Below are 16,609 nucleotides of genomic sequence, written 5' to 3' on the forward strand. Positions count from 1 at the left end.
CAGCCTAGACCGTATGGACGCGGACGAGGTTGGTGGAACCGCTGACGCCGAACGGGAAGCCTGCCACGATCACCACCGGATCGCCGGGCTTGGCAATGCCGCGCTCGGTCAACTCCTTGGTTACCGCGTTCTGCATCCCTTCCATGTCAAAGCTCTCCGGCTCGATCACCGGGCGCACGCCCCATTGCATCGCAACCCGTCCGGCAACCTCGCGGTTGGGGACGAAGGCGATGGTTTCGATCATCGGGCGCTCACGGGAAATCCGTGATGCGGTGGTGCCGCTGGCGGTGAACACGACAATCGCACGGGCGCGGATATTGTCGGCCAGATCGGTAGCCGATTTGGCGACCGCATGGGGCACGGTGTCGTGAATGTCCTGATGGTCGATCGACATGATCGACCGGTAATTGCTGTACCCCTCGGTCGAAGTGATGATCCGCGCCATGGTGCTGACCGCTTCGACCGGATAGTCACCGGCGGCACTCTCCGCCGACAGCATGACCGCATCACTGCCGTTGAACACGGCGGTGGCAACGTCGGATGCTTCTGCGCGGGTCGGGGTCGGGGCGGTGATCATGCTCTCCAGCATCTGCGTTGCGACGATCACCGGCTTGCCGGCCTTGCGGCAGGCGCTGATGATATCGCGCTGATAGCCGGGCACATCTTCCGGTGGCAGTTCGACACCGAGGTCACCACGGGCAACCATGATGGCATCGGACAGACGCACGATCTCTTCCAGATGGCGGATCGCGCCGGGCTTCTCGATCTTGGCGCAGAGGCCGACATTGTCGCCGATCCGCTTGCGTGCCTCATAGAGATCATCGGGGCGCTGGACAAAGGACAGGGCAACCCAGTCAACGCCAAGTTCCTTGCCGGTTTCGGCATCCTTGAGGTCTTTTTCGGTCAGAGCCAGAATATCGATATCGGCACCGGGCAGGTTTACGCCCTTGCGATCCCGGAGCGTGCCATCGAGCATGACTTCGGTCGTGATTTCGTCATCGGTGATACCGGTAACCCGGAACCGCATCTTGCCGTCATCAACCATCAGCTCGTTGCCGGGCATGATCGAGCGGAAGATTTCCGGATGCGGCAGCTTCACCCGTTTGGTGTCGCCGACCACATCATCGAGGGTGAAGATAAAACGTTGTCCGGCTTCCAGCTTGGCACCGTTATCGGCGAAGGTGCCGACGCGGAATTTCGGCCCCTGCAGATCCTGCAGGATGGAGATCGGTCGCCCCAGTTCCTTCTCGATCTTGCGGATGGATTTCACGCGCTCACGGTGATCATCCGCCGTGCCGTGACTGAAGTTCAGGCGGAAGACATTGACGCCGGCTTCGGCGAGTTTACGGAGCATTTCCTCGGAACTGCTGGCGGGGCCAACGGTGGCAACGATTTTTGTGCGACGGGTCATGTTATGTGCTTGGGCATTCTTGGTTTTTTTTCGATGCCCTGTATAGGTACCGAATGCTGCGGGAAAACGCATCAATTTATACGTGATTTTCCGGTGCGACTGCGTTATCACGGGGAAAATCGAAAACGTGATTGAAAATCATTCGCAATCACGGTTTAACTGGATATAGTATGAAACACAGTGGATTTGGCGGGGATTTGAATGGGCTGGTGCCCGGTTTTCCCTTCGATGCTGTCCTCTAACTGGGTTCCGGATACGGCTTTCTCTTTATGATCGTTTGTCACTGTAACGTAATCAAATGTCAGGATATCCGCAGTGCGGCCCAAGGGGTTGCCGAGGATATGGCATCTGGCGGCGGCTCCGGTCGCGTGACAGCGGGCAGCGTCTTCAAGGCGCTGGGCGAGACTCCGTGCTGTGCCCGGTGTGTTCCACTGATGACCAGCGTTATTCAGGATGCGGTCACTTCCGGCGCTGCTGCCTGTAACGGCTGTGCCTGCCCGACCGAGCAGGACCTGCAACCCGCTGCAGTTGCTGAACAATCCAAAGCCACCGGCTGATTATCCTTCGCCGTTGAAAATTACTCTTATTTTCAACATCTTGGCCTGATTTCTGAAAATTTGCCCTTTTTTAGAATATTTCTAAATTGGTGCTCGACATTTTGTCTGGCGTCGTTATTTCTGTACCTAACAACCGCATATCACGAGAGAAGGATATCCAGCCGTGAAGGGTAACAAGCGCATCATCGAATTTCTCAACCAGTCAATTCGCCACGAGTTGACGGCGGTCAACCAGTACTGGCTGCACTACCGCCTGCTTGAGGATTGGGGCTACACCAAACTCGCCAAGAAAGAGCGCGAGGAGAGCCTTGAGGAAATGGTCCATGCCGATGACCTCATCAAACGCACCATCTTCCTCGGCGGTCACCCGAACCTGCAGACCCTCAACCCGCTGATGATCGGCACCAATCTCAAGGAAGTCCTCGAATGCGATCTCAAGGGTGAATACAGCGCCCGTGCCCTGTACAAGGAAGCACGCGAAGCCTGTGAGGAAGAGGGCGATTACGTCACCAAGAACCTGTTCGAGAAGCTGCTCGCCGATGAGGAAAACCATATCGACTTCCTCGAAACCCAGCTTGAGCTGTTCGAGCGCCTCGGTGAGGCCAATTACGGTCTGCTGCAAGCCGACCCGGCCAACGAGATCGAAGAGTAAGGCTCAGCTTCTCAGGCTGTGCAGTGCCACCGGGACTGCTGACAGATAGGTATCCAGATCATTCTGGCTGGAATAGCTGTAGCAGGACAGCCGGGCGATCAGGCGCTGCCCTTGCCAGGGAATAAACACGGCAACGATCCCATGATCCCGCTGTAGCGCGAGCCGCAGCGGGATTGCCATGTCTGCCGTATAGTCACGGGGCAGCAACATGGCCGCCATCATGCCGGGATCATCGGGATCGGTTATCAGGTCGGCTTCAAGCCGGTCGGCAATCTCGGCGTAATTCGTGGCCACTAGGGTTTTGGCGTGCGCGAAGGCACCGGCCTGATCCAGCTTGCGGTACCATGTGAGGGCGTCGGGAATACTGGCCCAGGCGCTGTAATCAATCGTGCCATACTGGACATAGGCGGCTTCAAAGCCCTTGCCGAAATTATGCGAGATGACCGGGGTTTCGGTCCGCTCCAGCCATTTTTCATGGCTCCAGATAAAGGCAGTGCCGCGCGGTGCGCCCAGCCATTTATGGCCATTGCCCACATACCAGTCGGCATCAAGCTCGCTAAGGTTCAGCGGCACATGCCCCGGCGCATGGGCACCATCCACCAGAACCGGCACGCCCTGTGCCTTGCAGATGCGGATAACATCAGTAACCGGGAAGCGGGTCGCGGTGGGTGAGGTGATGTGATCCACCACCATCAGGCCAACATCATCGGCGAGGTAGGTCTCCAGCCTGTCGAGCAGATATGTGCCGCTCTCCGGTGTGCTCGGCAGATCGATGGTGACGATCTCGGTGCCACGCAGGGCCGAGACATGGCGCAGGATATTGGTCAGCGCTGGATAGGTCTGGTTGGTAATCAGTATTTTCTGGCCGGGCTTGAGCGGTGCCGCCACGGCCGCTGCCTGCAGGCCCGAGGTGGCATTGGCTACCAGCCCGATCTGATGCGCTTCGGTGTCGAGAAACGCGGCAAGCGCCGTACGGGATGCGCGCTGGAGTTCCGGCCAGCGATCCCGGATGAAGCCATCGGGATTGCGGTCGATCTCAAGCCGCCATCGATCCTGTGCTGCCTTCAGCGGCTTCGCCACCGCGCCATATGAGCCGTGGTTGAGGAATATCAGCGCCGGGTCGAGATCGTAATGATCGCGCATCCCAGTGCCCGGAGCGACACCTGCTTCGATAATCAGTTCGTCAAAACTGCTCAAAACCGCCTCAGATCAAGGGTGTAGGGAAATTCCGGCGCGATCGGTACATAGCGTGGCTGGAATGGGCCGGGGGTATGGCCGGTCGGGCTGAACCGGACTTCACGGCGGCCCTGTGCTTCCTGCTCATTGACCGGGCGTGTCTCGAAATTGCGACCGCCTGGATGCACCGCATGATGGGTACAGCCGCCGATGCTGCGACCGTTCCAGGTATCGACAATGTCAAAGACCAGCGGGCCATGGGGCATGATGGTCGGGTGCAGACAGGATGACGGCAGCCATGAGCGGAACCGCACCCCGGCGATTTGACGATCCGGCTGGCCGGTCTGGTGCAGGGGTAGGGCGATGCCGTTACAGGTCACCGCATAACGGTCATCGGCAACGCCGGTGACGCTGACCTGCAACCGGTCGAGAGAGCTGTCGACAAACCGCATGGTGCCGCCGATGGCCCCTTCTTCACCAAGCACATGCCATGGTTCCAGTGCCATACGCAGGTCAAGCTCGATACCGTCATAACGTACCGTGCCGCAGCGCGGGAACCGGAACTCGAACTGTGCCTTGAACCAGTCGGGATCAAGATGAACACCGGTGGCATCGCTGGTTTCCTGCAGCACTTCCTCAAAATCCTGCCAGAGGAAATAGGGCAGCATGAATTTGTCATGCAATGCGGTGCCATGGCGGCGTAGCTTGCCGTGATAGGGCTGGTCCCAGAACCGGGCGATCAGGGCACGGATGATGAGCTGTTGTGCGAGGCTCATCTCCGGGTGTGGTGGCATCTCGAAGCCGCGGAACTCCACAAGGCCGAGGCGACCGGTCGGGCCGTCGGGCGAGTACAGTTTGTCGATACAGATTTCCGAGCGGTGGGTATTGCCGGTGACATCGACAAGCAGATGGCGGAACAGGCGGTCAACCAGCCATGGCGGGCAGTCGGCTTGTCCGGATTTGGTCGGGTCCGGTACCTGTGCCAGTGCGATTTCCAGCTCATACAGGCTGTCATGGCGGGCCTCGTCGAAGCGTGGTGCCTGACTGGTCGGGCCGATAAACAAGCCGGAGAACAGGTAGCTCAGCGACGGGTGGTTCTGCCAGTAGCGGACCAGCGAGGCGAGCAGATCAGGGCGGCGCAGGAACGGGCTGTCGCTCGCCGTTGCACCGCCGACCACGATATGATTGCCGCCACCGGAACCGGCTGGGCGGCCATCGATATGGAACTTCGAGGCATCCAGCCCGGCCATCCGGGCTTCCTCATACAGCGCTTTGGTGATCTCCACCTGTTCGCGCCAGCTGGTGGCCGGATGGATATTGATCTCGATGACACCGGGATCGGGCGTGACCTTGATGACATTCATGCGATGGTCATGGGGCGGGGCATAGCCCTCGATCTGCACCGGCATCTGCTGGTCGCTGGCGACTTCCTCGACTGCCTGTATCAGATCGACATATTCATCGGCTGATCGCAGTGGCGGGATGAAGATGCACAGCTTGCCGTCGCGCGGCTCCACGGCCAACGCGGTTTTGACCGCCGGGCCATCGCCATCGAATTCGGCATTGAAGCCATAGCCGGTAGTGAAGTTACCTTCGACCGTATCAATCTGCTGTTCGCGCAGCTTGCTCTCCTGCGCCAGCCGGGATTGCCGTTGTGGGCCACGGGCAGGCAGGTCACCACGTACCTCGAACGGGTCAAGCTGGTGGATGGTCTGCAGCGGGTCACCATCGCGTCCGGCGAGTGAGCCGAGCGGCAGGCGGTAACCGGCCGCACTGTCACCGGGCACCAGAAACAGTGCCTTGCGCCGGGTTTTCCAGCGCTCGCTCTGCCAGCGGAAATGCCGTCGCCGCTTTGATTTGTCCGCTGCCGCCTTGGCCTGCATCGGCTGGGCGGGCAGGATGAAGCTGACCGGTTTGTTCAGGCCACGATCAAAGACCGCAGACATGCGGGCGCGTGCCTCGGGATCGGCGAGGTTGTTATCCACGGGATCGATCTCCGGGGCCAGGCTGTATTCCTTCAACATGAACTCGGCCGGGTCTTCATAGGCGGGTTGGACCGTGTCGTCCTCGATCTCCAGCGCTTGTGCCAGCGCACGGGTGAACTTCTCCGCCTCTTCGATGCCGGGCGTGGTATCGCTCTCGACAATTTCCGGGGCGATCAGGTCAGGTGCATTCCAGAGCGGTGCGCCATCCCCCCGCCAGTAGAGGCCGAATGCCCAGCGCGGCAGGGTTTCGCCCGGATACCATTTGCCCTGTCCGTGATGCAGCAGGCCACCCGGCGCAAAGCGGGCCTGCAGGCGGCGGATCAGCTTGTCGGCATAGTCGCGCTTGTTGGGGCCGACCGCGTCGATGTTCCATTCCTCATCGTCGCGGTGGTTGGTGGCAACAAAGGTCGGCTCACCGCCCATGGTCAGGCGAACATCGCTGGCCTGCAGCTTTGCCTCGATGGCATCGCCAGCCACCTCAATGTCGCCCCATTCTTCGCGCGAATAGGGGCGAGTAATGCGCGGCGTTTCCTTCAGCCGGGTTACCTGCATATCGAAGTCGAAGGCGACCTTGGCATTGCCGCTGAGGGAACCGCTGATCGGCGCGGCGCTCTGCGGGGCTGGCGTGGCGGCGAGCGGAATATGGCCCTCACCGGCGAACAGGCCGGAGGTGGCATCAAGCCCGATCCAGCCGGCACCCGGCACATAGATTTCGGCCCATGCGTGCAGATCGGTGAAGTCGGCTTCCGGACCATCGGCACCATCGGTGGATTTGAGGTCGGCCTTCAGCTGGATCAGGTAGCCGGAGACAAAGCGGGCGGCATAGCCCAGATGGCGCAGCATCTGGACGAACAGCCAGGCACTGTCACGGCAGGAGCCTTTCTTACGCGTCAGGGTCTCTTCCGGCGTCTGAACGCCCGGTTCCATCCGCACGATGTAGCCGATCCGCTGGTGCAGCATGGTGTTGAGGTCGACGAGGAAATCAACGGTGCTGCGCGGGGTCAGATCGACATCGGCCACCAGCTTTTTCAGCAGCGGGCCGTTCTCGGTTACCTCGAGATAGGGGGCCAGTTCCTTGCGCGTGCCATCATCATAGATGAAGGGGATGTCATGGGCGCTTTCCTCAAGGAAGAAATCGAACGGGTTGATGGCATCCATGCGGGCGATCAGATCGACTGTCACCTGAAACAGCCGGGTATGTTCTGGAAACACCAGCCGCGCCATGAAGTTGCCGAACGGGTCCTGCTGCCAGTTGATGAAGTGTTCGACCGGCTCGATCTTCTGGGAATAGCTCAGGATCGGGGTTCGGCAATGGGGCGCGGGCCGGAGGCGGACAATCTGTGGTCCGAGCTCGACGGGGCTGTCATAGCGATAGGTTGTGCGGTGGGTTAACGCAACGCGGATGCTCATGGAAATCCCGACTGATCTAAGGAAGGTTGCGGCGTGACGAATCCGCTTCTACTCAGCAATCGAGACTATCACAAGCCGGGCTTTGCGTATGGCACATATTCGTGCCATGGGCCGATCAGGGGCGCAACTGGCCCCTTAATCGGCACCACGCGCCAGTTTGATATCGTCACCCGGCTTGATGACCCGCTGCAGACCAAAGGCAGCAGCGGTGAGCACAATACCGATACCGTCGGTAATGATGCCGCCCTGAATCAGGCAGAGAGCCGCAACCAGCAACAGCAGACGCGATGGCCATGCAGCATTCCGTCCCCAGAACCAGCCCTGCACAGCACAGGCGAGCAGGAAGACGCCGACTGCTGCAGTCACACCGGCCTGAATAATCTGCAGCCAGGTTCCTTCCATCAGCAGGGCTGTGTTGTAGAAGAACATGAACGGCACGATGAAGGCGGCGATGCCGATCTTGAACGAGGCGACCGATGTCTCCATCGCCCCGGCCCCGGATATGCCTGCCGCCGCATAGGAGGCGAGGGCCACCGGCGGCGTGATCGCCGAGACCACGGCAAAGTAAAAGACGAAGAAATGGGCGACCAGTGGCTCAATGCCGAGTTCCACAAGCCCCGGTGCCACGACCGAGGCGGCAACGGCATAGGCGGCGGTGGTCGGCATGCCCATACCGAGCAGGATCGCGATCAGCATGGCAAAGACCAGTGCCAGCAGTTGATTGGCATCGGCAATGTTGAGCAGGACTGAGGAGAAACGCGCACCGACACCGGTGAGCGAGATAACCCCGACGATGATACCGGCACAGGCGCAGACCGCGATGATCTGGATCGACATGGTGCTGGCGAGATCAAGCGCTTTGGCAATGGATTTCGGCCCCATGCGGTATGGGGTCAGCCAACTGACAACCGCGGCGGCAGCGGTGGCCAGTGTACCGGCACGGATCACCGAATAGCCCATGAACAGGGCCACGATCAGGATGATGATCGGGATGAACAGGAAGACACGGGCGAGCATGTCCTTGAGCTTCGGCAATTCATCCTCGCGCATGCCGCGCATATGCAGCTTGGCGGCCTCGAAATCGATCATGAAATAGATCGAAGCGAAATAGAGGATTGCCGGGATGACCGCTGCAATCGCGATATCGGTATAGGGAATGCCGGTGATCTCGGCCATGATGAAGGCGCCTGCGCCCATGATCGGCGGCATGATCTGACCACCGGTCGAGGCTGCGGCCTCGATAGCACCGGCGGTTTTGCGGTGATAGCCGACCTTTTTCATCAGCGGGATGGTGAGTGAGCCTGTGGCCACTACATTACCGGCGCTGGTGCCGTTGATCATGCCCATCAGACCGGACGCGAAAATCGCCACCTTGGCCGGGCCACCACGGGAGCGACCGGCGAGTGCAAAGGCGAAATTGACGAAATAATCACCGACCTTTGAGGCCTGCAGAAAGGCGGCAAAGATGATGAACAGGATGATATAGGTAGAGGACACAGCGGTTGTCGGGCCGAGGATACCGGCATCGGTATAGACCTGACTGAAGAAACGCTGGGTCGAGAGACCGGGATAATTGAGGAAGCCCGGCAGATATGGCCCGAGATAGACATAGCCGACGAAAACCGCGGCAATGACAATCAGCGCCAGACCGGCAACCCGGCGGGTCAGTTCAAGGATCAGCAGGGTACCGGCAGCGGCGGCAAAGGAAATGCCGATCGGCGCGAACGGTGTGCCTGTGGTCATCCGCATCTGTGAGTTGAACACCAGCAGCAGATAGGCGGCGACCGACAGGCTGCAGATGACCAGCACCACATCGGCAAGGTTGAAGGTGGCTCGGTGGCGGCGGTGGATCCACGACATGATAATACCGCCAGCAGCGGCGGCCAGTAGTGGCCAGCCATAGCGGTTGGTCTCGATCGCTGCGTCAATGCGCGGTGCGCCATCGGCCATAATCTGCCACATCTCATAGACCATATAGAGGGTATAGAGGGCCGGGATCAGGAACAGGGCGCTCAAGAAACCGGTAAAACCGATCTGTTTGACCAGCGACGGGGTTTCTTCCCCCTCCGGGAAGATGCGAAATGCCCGACCGGAAAACAGCAGGTAACCGAGGATGAGTGCGCCGGCGATGTGGACGATACGGAAACTCCAGGTTTCCAGCGGATAGATATTGAGCGAAACGAGGTGAAAGGTCGAATAGCCGATGGCCAGTGCAAACATCAACCAGTAGGACCAGCCTTCAAACAGACGCCGGTTGCTCTCGACCGGTTCATCATCGACACCTTCCGCGATCACCGGGGACAAAACCTCAGGGGGTGAGGTTTCAGGACCTTGAGCGGCGCCGGGTACTTCCTGCCCGATTGCATCGGTGGGCAAGCTATCCTCCGATGGGTTTGCTGTCTGTTCCGGGTTCGGGGTGTCGTGATTATCGGACATGGGTAAATCTTGTTGTCGTTGTTATGTCGATCTGCCGCGGCAGAGATATTGGCCCGTGAGTTTGTATCTGGAAACAAGGGCTTCATAAAACGGGCCGCAACCATCAGATCATGGTGCGGCCCGAATTATATGATCATTTACTTAGTGATCAGTATACGAGGTCGTCAGGAATGGTCTGGCCATTCTCACGGAACCACTTCGCAGCACCGGGGTGCCATGGAATGAAGGTGTTCTTGGACGCATTCTCAGGAATAGTGGTCCGGGCAGCCTTGTGGATCGACATCATCTTGTCGTGCTGACCCATGACCGCCTTGGTTGCTTCATAGACAAAGCTCTCTGGCAGGTCGCAGTTGGCGATGGCGAAGTTCCACATGGAAACCGCGCGCGCGTCTTCGGTCAGCGTGTTGTAGGTTGATGCCGGAATGGTGAAGGCAGCCACCGGGAAAGCATCCATGATTTTGGCCTGCTCTTCTTCGGTGAACTCGATGATGTTGATATCGGTTTGTGCCTCAAGCTGGCTGACCGCAGGGATCGGAACGCCAGCCGCGAAGGCGACAACATCAATCAGACCATCCTGAAGCTGACCGCCAAGGTCGCTCCAGCTGCCGTTACGACGGTCGAAATCAACACCGAGGGTTTCCATCATGGCTGGGAAATAGGTGTCAGAGGTCGAACCGGCAGGGCCGAAACCGATTTTTGAACCAGCAGGAATGTCGGCGATGGTGGTGATGCCGGAACTGCTCAGAACCGTGACCGAGAACGGGGTCTGGTACATCGGGAACATGGCGCAGACCTTGTCCATTTTCACGCCTGGTGCCAGCGGGCTTTTGCCATCGAGGGCATCACGGGCCGGACCCATGGTGGTCAGGCCGAAAGCAAGGTCGCCATTGTGCACGAGGCCGAGGTTCTGAACCGGGCCACCGGTGATTTCGGAACCACCGGGAACGCCGATGGTCTCAGCAACGAGGTTGGCCCAGCCGGTGCCATAGGCGAAATAGGTGCCGCCCTGGCTGGCGGTGCCAACGGTGAAGCTGGCTGGCCAATCGGACTTGTCAGCAGCAGAGGCTGCGCCCGGTAATGCGATGAGGGCAACGGCGGCTGCCGCGGCGATAAAAGACTTCATTGATTTACTCCCTAGAGGATTGGGGGCGGTCGTTGGTTTCGACCGTTTGCCATTTGCTATAAAATTCCCGACAAGCAAATTGATCGCGCAATTTATGTCACAGGCACTGACCAACCCCAAGGGAAAACATGGATTTTTCCCCGTCTTTCTATTGTGCGCCGCAACAAGAAAAAGCCCGCAGGCGCAATGGCTTGCGGGCTTTTGATTGATGGTTGAAACCGCAATCAGGCGGCCAATACCGTGGTCGGATCGCAGAAATCGAGCGACAGGCTGTCGGCGACCTGCTGATTGACGATCTGGCCGCGATGTACGTTCAAACCGTTGCGTAAATGCGGATCACGGACCAGCGCCTCGAGGCCGAGATTGGCCAGCATCACCCCATGACGCAGGGTGGCGTTGTTCAGCGCGTGGCTTGAGGTTTTCGGCACTGCGCCGGGCATGTTTGCAACGCAATAATGAACGACACCATCAACCAGATAGGTTGGGTCGGCATGGGTGGTGGCATGGGAGGTTTCAAAGCAGCCACCCTGATCAATCGCCACATCGACAACCACTGTACCCTTGCGCATGGTGCGGATCATATCTGCCGTGACGAGTTTCGGCGCGCTGGCACCTGGGATCAGCACCGCGCCGATAACGGCGTCCGATGCGGCAACATTTTCGGCGATGGCCTCGACGGTTGAATAAAGACAGCGCGCACGACCGCCGAACAGATCATCGAGCTGGCGCAGGCGTGGCAGTGACCGGTCGAGGATGGTGACATCGGCACCGAGGCCGATTGCCATCTTGGCCGCATGGGTACCGACAACGCCGCCACCGATCACGGTGACCTTGGCCGGTGCCACACCGGGGACGCCACCCAGCAGCAGGCCTTCACCACCTGCCGGTGCTTCGAGCGAGCGGGCCGCGGACTGGATCGACAGACGACCGGCGACCTCTGACATCGGGGCGAGCAGGGGCAGGCCACCTTCCGGTGCGGTGACCGTTTCATAGGCGATGGCGGTGCAGCCGCTGGCCATCAGACCCTCGGTCTGGGCCTTGTCGGCGGCAAGATGGAGATAGGTATAGAGAATTTGGCCGGGTTTCAGTTGGGCCCATTCCGTCGGCTGCGGTTCCTTGACCTTGACCACCATATCGGCGCGCTCAAAAACCTCGGCGGCGGTATCAACCACGGTCGCACCGGCTTTACGGTAGTCGTCATCATGGGCGCCGATGCCACTGCCAGCCTGGGTTTCGATCAGGACCTCATGGCCCGCATGAACATATTCGCGGGCGGCTGCCGGGGTAATGCCGACACGGTATTCGTGGTTCTTGATTTCCTTGGGACATCCGACGCGCATGATGCCTGCCTCCTTGAAAGAAATATAGAGTGGGGCCATCAAACATGGCTTGCACGCCAGAATATTGAAAAAATGCCGCCATGTCCGTGCAAATCAAGTGTATGTTGCGCAGCAATTTGCATGTATCATGCGTGATTTATAAAATAGCGCGTTATTCATGCGTTAACTTTGGGTGCGCTGCGGTATGGACCAATTTGACCAACAAATCCTGACGGCATTGCAGGACAATGCCCGGATCAGCAATGTGCAGCTGGCAGAGCTGGTGGGGCTATCAGCATCCGCCTGTTCACGGCGTATTCAGGCGCTTGAGGAAGCCGGGGTTATTGCTGGTTACCGGGCAGTGCTCGACCGTGAGCTGATCGGCCTGCCGATGACCGTGCTGGTGCATATGTCCCTGCAGACGCTCGGGCGGGACCAGATGGAAGCGTTTGAGGCGGCGGTGCTGGATATTCCCGAGGTTATTGTCTGCTATCTCCTGTCCGGCAGCAGTGATTACCTGTTACGGGTGGCAGCCCGCGATCTCGGTGATTTCGAGCGTATCCACACCGAGCATCTCTCTGCTTTGCCCTTTGTCTCGCGGATCGAGAGCAACTTTGCCCTGCGCGAGGTTGTCAATCGCTCACCGTAAGCCTGCCATAGGTGAGGCGCACTCACCGGCATGGTTGTGTATTCAATCAAATAATCTGGTATGTTGACGAAATGATGTTTTTCTACCGCCCGCACGGGCGGCCAAATAAGTTGCAGGACGCTATGCGCAAAATGCAGTTTCGTGCTGGTCTCGCCAGCCTGTTTTTATCCCTGACCCTTGCGATAACCGGTATCACCAGCAGCGCCCATGCGGTCGATTATGTCGACCCGGCACCGATGCTGGAGCGGGTCAAAACCGCTGCCCGTGACTGTCGCCCGCCGGAAAGCCTGTCGGTGCCGATGATCACATGGGGTGCTGATACCATTGCCATCAATGCCAATGGAGCTGCGGAGACGCAGGGCGGTACCCTGTTCAACGATGCCGGGCTGGATGTCCGCCTGTATCGTGAAGATGTCTTCGCCAAGCAGGTCAGCGCCTTCCTCAACTGCGACAGCCCGTTCCTGCGGGCGACCACCGGGATGGCGGCGCTGGCCACCGATGTAACCGAGCGCGATCCACGCACAGCCATGGTGCCGGTTGCCCAGCTCTCATGGTCTGCCGGTGGTGATGCACTGGTTGTGCGCGGCGATCTGTGCTGCAAGATCGAGAACCTGCGCGGTGCCACCATCGCGATCCAGCAGGATGGTCCGCATATCGATTATATGGCCAAGCTGCTGCAGGATGCCGGACTGACCGTTGACGATGTGACGATCCGCTGGACCCGCGACCTGACCGGGCTGACCGGATCAACGCCGGGTGAGGCCTTTGTCGAGGATCAGAGCGTTGACGCAGCCTTTGTCATCCTGCCGGATGCCGAGGCGCTGACCGGTGGTGGGCTTTATGGCCCGGTGGTCAAGAATGCCAGGCTGGCGGCATCAACCCGCTCGGCCAACCGGATCATTGCCGATCAGTATTTTGTCCGCGCTGATTTCCTCCGTGCCTATCCCGATGTGGTGTCGAAATTCGTCAATGCCCTGCTGCGTTCGGAAGAGCAGGTGCGCAATACCCTGCTCAGCGACAATGCCACGGGCAGCAAGCTGGCACGGCAATCTGCGCTGATGCTGCTCGATGATGCGGCGGCGGCGGAAGATCTGGTGCTGTTGTACCGTGATGCCGAAACCATCGGGGTCAAAGGCAATGCCGCCTTCTATGAAGACACGAATAACCCACGTCGGTTCGAGGCGGTCATGGGGCAGGCACAGACTGCGCTTGCCGGGCTGGGGCTGATCCGTGAGACACATGCTATCAGCCTGCCATCGGAGATTGTCCCGTCATGGTCGGTTGCGGCACTGGCATCCGGGGTTGTGAAGCCTGACCGGGCGGCACCCAGCTTCAATGCGGCGGCGGTCAATCAGGTGGTCTCGGCCAAGCAGGCGCAGGGCACGCTCGATGATGCCACCCTGTTCGAGTTTGAAATCCGGTTCCAGCCGAACCAGCGCGACTTCCCGGTCGATGTCTACCGCGATGATTTCAGCCGTGTGGTTGATCTCTCCTCGACCTATGCAGGTGCGGTGATGGTGATCGAGGGGCACAGCGATCCGCTCGGTTATCTCAAGGCCCGCCAGAGCAATGTGGGGCAGGTTGCCCTCCAGCGTCAGGTGCGCGCCGCGCTCAATCTCTCGATCGAACGGGCCAATTCGGTTCGTGATAGCCTGATCACCTATGCCTCATCCGAGGGTATCCAGCTCGATCCGGCACAGTTCGAGACGCTTGGGCTTGGCTTCAAAAATCCGAGAACCGGGCTGTCGGGCGATGGCGTCACGCCACTGGCCCCGGCGAGCAAGGCCGAGTGGCTCTCCAACATGCGGGTTGTTTTCCGTCTCATCGCTGTTGAAGCCGAGGCGTCGCAATTCACTCTGCTTGAAAACTGATCGGGGAGGGCTGGATTATGGGACGCAAACGCCGCTCATCCGGTTACCGCAGACCCTCTGGGGGCTTGTTGCCGATCATTATCGGTATCGCTGTGGTCGGCATCATGGCCGGGCTGACCGAAATGGGCCAAAACAGTTCAAGCAATAATGGCTCGGGCGACACGCCGAAACTGCGGACAGCGGATCAGGCAACCAAGGCTGCGATGAGTTGGGCCGGTACGGTTGGTGTTGAGGATCTGTCGCCCTCGTCACTGGATCAGAACCGTATCCGCCGGAATTATGTGCTGGCGATTGATGCCAGTGGTTCGATGGGCGACAACGACAGCTGTGCGCCCGGTACTGACCCGAAATTCTCGGTTGTCCGGCCTGCTGTATCAGAGTTTTTGAACAGCCTCGGACCAGAGGATTATATCTCTCTGGTCTCGTTTCAGGGCGAACAGGTGCAGGTTCTGGTCCCGCTCGGCCCCAACCGGCCCGGTGTGATCCTGCCAGCGATTGATAGCATCCGCCCCGGTGGCGGGACACCAATCGGCTTGACCCTGCAATCGGCGATGAAATTGCTTGAGGATCAGGCACAGCGTCAGGCGGGCTATGGCGAATACAATATCGTGCTGGTCACCGATGGTGCGGCCTCGGACAAGGCGCTGATGCTGCAGATGCTGGATCGAATTACCATCGAAACGCCGATTGTGATCCAGACCGTGGGTTTCTGTATTGGTCGCAATCACGCACTGAATGACCCGAGCCGGGTTATCTATCGCTCAGCCGATAATGGTGAGGCATTACGGCAAGGTCTGACCGCTGCGGTGGCCGAAGCGGCGGATTTCGATGGCAGCAGCTTCGAGCAGCTGAATAATTGATGGGTACAATATCCGGGCAGGTTCCTGTCCAGATTCAAGGGGAATAATCGCATGAAAGAACCGGTCTCACGCCGCCGCATTTTGCGCTTCGGTGCCGGTTTCGGTCTGGTCGCCCTGGCTACCGGCTATGTCGGCTTCAGCGGCATCCAGTACCAGCAGCGCAAGGTTCGGCGCTGGCTGATCCCGTTTGATGGTAACGAGATTGCCGATCAGGGCAAATCAATGCTGCAGACCGCGATGGATGATGCGCTGATGCGTGGCGATCAGCCGGTCCGTGTCGTTGGCCATACCGGCACCATCGGTGCCCCGGCGGCCAAGCGCGAACAGTCTGAGGCGCGGGCAGAGGCGGTGCGCGACCTGCTGGTCCAGTCCGGCATCGATGAACGCCGCATTGCCGTTGCCGCGATGTCGGATCAGGCACCCCTGCCACAGCAGCAGGGCGAGAGCCGCCGTGCTTATGAACGACGTCTGCAGCGGGTTGAAATCCTGATCGGGAGTGGCTCATGAGCCGTCAGGAAACCCATAAGCAAGGGATTGAGAAGCTGCCATGGTGGGGCTGGAACCCCGGTCTCGATAATGGCGAGCGGATATTGGGTGAGGTCTTGTCCAGCATGCCACAGGTCGAGGCGTCCTCAATCCCGTGGCAGATACGCTTGCTGGAAAACCCGTCCTCACGATTTGCCCTGCCGGGTGCCATCACGCTGCAGCGCCATGATGCCATTCATGTGCTGCTGGGCCGTGGGCTGCGCGCGCAGGACGAGGCGTTCGTCATCGGCTTCACCATGGGGGCGACCAAGGCGCTAAAACACTGGCAGGAGGCGTTTTTCGCCTTTGCCACCAAGCATTTCTATCCCAAGCCCTATAACTTCGAGGATGCCGACATTAACGCGCTGAAACTCGGTTTCGGTGCCGGTGCCGCGAGCAAGGCAACCCGACTGGAGCAGTTTCCGTTCGAGGATCATTTCGACAAGACGGTCAATGAGGTGCGGGCGCTGGTGGGTATCTCCGTACCCGATCTGCACGCCTATTACCGCAAGGAAAGTCTGCTGACCCCGGACAGCAAGGAGACCCAGCGCCTCGACCGGGACATTGGCGGTGTCGATCCCAGCGATATTAGCCAGCCCGACGCGCCTCAATCCGGTTGGGAGCGTGAAAAGTAG

At 59.5% G+C, this 16,609-nt stretch carries 13 protein-coding genes; 7 read left to right on the plus strand and 6 right to left on the minus strand.

The window, feature by feature from the left end; genetic code table 11:
• Nucleotides 1-4 precede the first annotated feature (4 nt).
• Nucleotides 5-1,411 (minus strand): pyruvate kinase, encoded by a 1,407-nt coding sequence (locus CBB62_13890; GenBank protein ID OUT39832.1) that lies wholly within the window; start codon nt 1,409-1,411, stop codon nt 5-7.
• Nucleotides 1,412-1,680: 269 nt separating this feature from the next.
• Here CBB62_13890 and CBB62_13895 point away from each other — a divergent pair, with 269 nt between their 5' ends.
• Complete coding sequence (locus tag CBB62_13895; GenBank protein OUT39462.1) at nt 1,681-1,968, plus strand: hypothetical protein; 288 nt, start codon at nt 1,681-1,683, stop codon at nt 1,966-1,968.
• Nucleotides 1,969-2,131: 163 nt separating this feature from the next.
• Nucleotides 2,132-2,620: a bacterioferritin gene (locus tag CBB62_13900; protein OUT39463.1), complete on the plus strand. Its 489-nt coding sequence runs from the start codon at nt 2,132-2,134 to the stop codon at nt 2,618-2,620.
• A 3-nt stretch (nt 2,621-2,623) separates the two neighbouring features.
• On the opposite strand, the gene CBB62_13905 is transcribed toward CBB62_13900, so the two are convergent.
• The 5 genes from CBB62_13905 to CBB62_13925 form a co-directional block, all read right to left on the minus strand.
• Nucleotides 2,624-3,817 carry a hypothetical protein gene (locus CBB62_13905; protein OUT39464.1) on the minus strand — a complete coding sequence of 398 codons (1,194 nt, stop codon included), beginning with the start codon at nt 3,815-3,817 and terminating at the stop codon, nt 2,624-2,626.
• Entirely contained in the window at nt 3,814-7,191 is a 3,378-nt protein-coding gene (locus tag CBB62_13910; protein OUT39465.1) for an IMP dehydrogenase, read from the minus strand. The genes CBB62_13905 and CBB62_13910 overlap by 4 nt, the downstream gene beginning before the upstream one ends.
• A gap of 135 nt (nt 7,192-7,326) precedes the next feature.
• Nucleotides 7,327-9,627: a C4-dicarboxylate ABC transporter permease gene (locus CBB62_13915; protein ID OUT39466.1), complete on the minus strand. Its 2,301-nt coding sequence runs from the start codon at nt 9,625-9,627 to the stop codon at nt 7,327-7,329.
• A gap of 148 nt (nt 9,628-9,775) precedes the next feature.
• Nucleotides 9,776-10,750 (minus strand): C4-dicarboxylate ABC transporter substrate-binding protein, encoded by a 975-nt coding sequence (locus CBB62_13920; protein OUT39467.1) that lies wholly within the window; start codon nt 10,748-10,750, stop codon nt 9,776-9,778.
• A 224-nt stretch (nt 10,751-10,974) separates the two neighbouring features.
• Nucleotides 10,975-12,090, minus strand: coding sequence for an alanine dehydrogenase (locus CBB62_13925; protein ID OUT39833.1), 1,116 nt, complete (start codon nt 12,088-12,090; stop codon nt 10,975-10,977).
• A gap of 184 nt (nt 12,091-12,274) precedes the next feature.
• Here CBB62_13925 and CBB62_13930 point away from each other — a divergent pair, with 184 nt between their 5' ends.
• From CBB62_13930 to CBB62_13950, 5 genes are all read left to right on the plus strand, one after another.
• Nucleotides 12,275-12,718 (plus strand): AsnC family transcriptional regulator, encoded by a 444-nt coding sequence (locus CBB62_13930; protein OUT39468.1) that lies wholly within the window; start codon nt 12,275-12,277, stop codon nt 12,716-12,718.
• A gap of 71 nt (nt 12,719-12,789) precedes the next feature.
• Entirely contained in the window at nt 12,790-14,589 is a 1,800-nt protein-coding gene (locus CBB62_13935; protein OUT39469.1) for a hypothetical protein, read from the plus strand.
• A gap of 17 nt (nt 14,590-14,606) precedes the next feature.
• Nucleotides 14,607-15,449, plus strand: coding sequence for a hypothetical protein (locus CBB62_13940; GenBank protein ID OUT39470.1), 843 nt, complete (start codon nt 14,607-14,609; stop codon nt 15,447-15,449).
• Between the two features lie 51 nt (nt 15,450-15,500).
• Nucleotides 15,501-15,956, plus strand: a complete 456-nt coding sequence (locus CBB62_13945; protein ID OUT39471.1) for a hypothetical protein — start codon at nt 15,501-15,503, stop codon at nt 15,954-15,956.
• Entirely contained in the window at nt 15,953-16,609 is a 657-nt protein-coding gene (locus tag CBB62_13950; GenBank protein OUT39472.1) for a hypothetical protein, read from the plus strand. The genes CBB62_13945 and CBB62_13950 overlap by 4 nt, the downstream gene beginning before the upstream one ends.

Origin of the sequence: Micavibrio sp. TMED2 (assembly GCA_002168225.1) — a bacterium.
Taxonomy (GTDB): domain Bacteria; phylum Pseudomonadota; class Alphaproteobacteria; order TMED2; family TMED2; genus TMED2.

Bases quoted from the DNA above. Each gene is read 5' to 3' on its own strand.
- CBB62_13890 (OUT39832.1), bottom strand. From the start codon at position 1,411: ATGACCCGTCGCACAAAAATCGTTGCCACCGTTGGCCCCGCCAGCAGT.
- CBB62_13895 (OUT39462.1), top strand. From the start codon at position 1,681: ATGATCGTTTGTCACTGTAACGTAATCAAATGTCAGGATATCCGCAGT.
- CBB62_13910 (OUT39465.1), bottom strand. From the start codon at position 7,191: ATGAGCATCCGCGTTGCGTTAACCCACCGCACAACCTATCGCTATGAC.
- CBB62_13915 (OUT39466.1), bottom strand. From the start codon at position 9,627: ATGTCCGATAATCACGACACCCCGAACCCGGAACAGACAGCAAACCCA.
- CBB62_13920 (OUT39467.1), bottom strand. From the start codon at position 10,750: ATGAAGTCTTTTATCGCCGCGGCAGCCGCCGTTGCCCTCATCGCATTA.
- CBB62_13925 (OUT39833.1), bottom strand. From the start codon at position 12,090: ATGCGCGTCGGATGTCCCAAGGAAATCAAGAACCACGAATACCGTGTC.
- CBB62_13930 (OUT39468.1), top strand. From the start codon at position 12,275: ATGGACCAATTTGACCAACAAATCCTGACGGCATTGCAGGACAATGCC.
- CBB62_13935 (OUT39469.1), top strand. From the start codon at position 12,790: ATGATGTTTTTCTACCGCCCGCACGGGCGGCCAAATAAGTTGCAGGAC.
- CBB62_13940 (OUT39470.1), top strand. From the start codon at position 14,607: ATGGGACGCAAACGCCGCTCATCCGGTTACCGCAGACCCTCTGGGGGC.
- CBB62_13945 (OUT39471.1), top strand. From the start codon at position 15,501: ATGAAAGAACCGGTCTCACGCCGCCGCATTTTGCGCTTCGGTGCCGGT.
- CBB62_13950 (OUT39472.1), top strand. From the start codon at position 15,953: ATGAGCCGTCAGGAAACCCATAAGCAAGGGATTGAGAAGCTGCCATGG.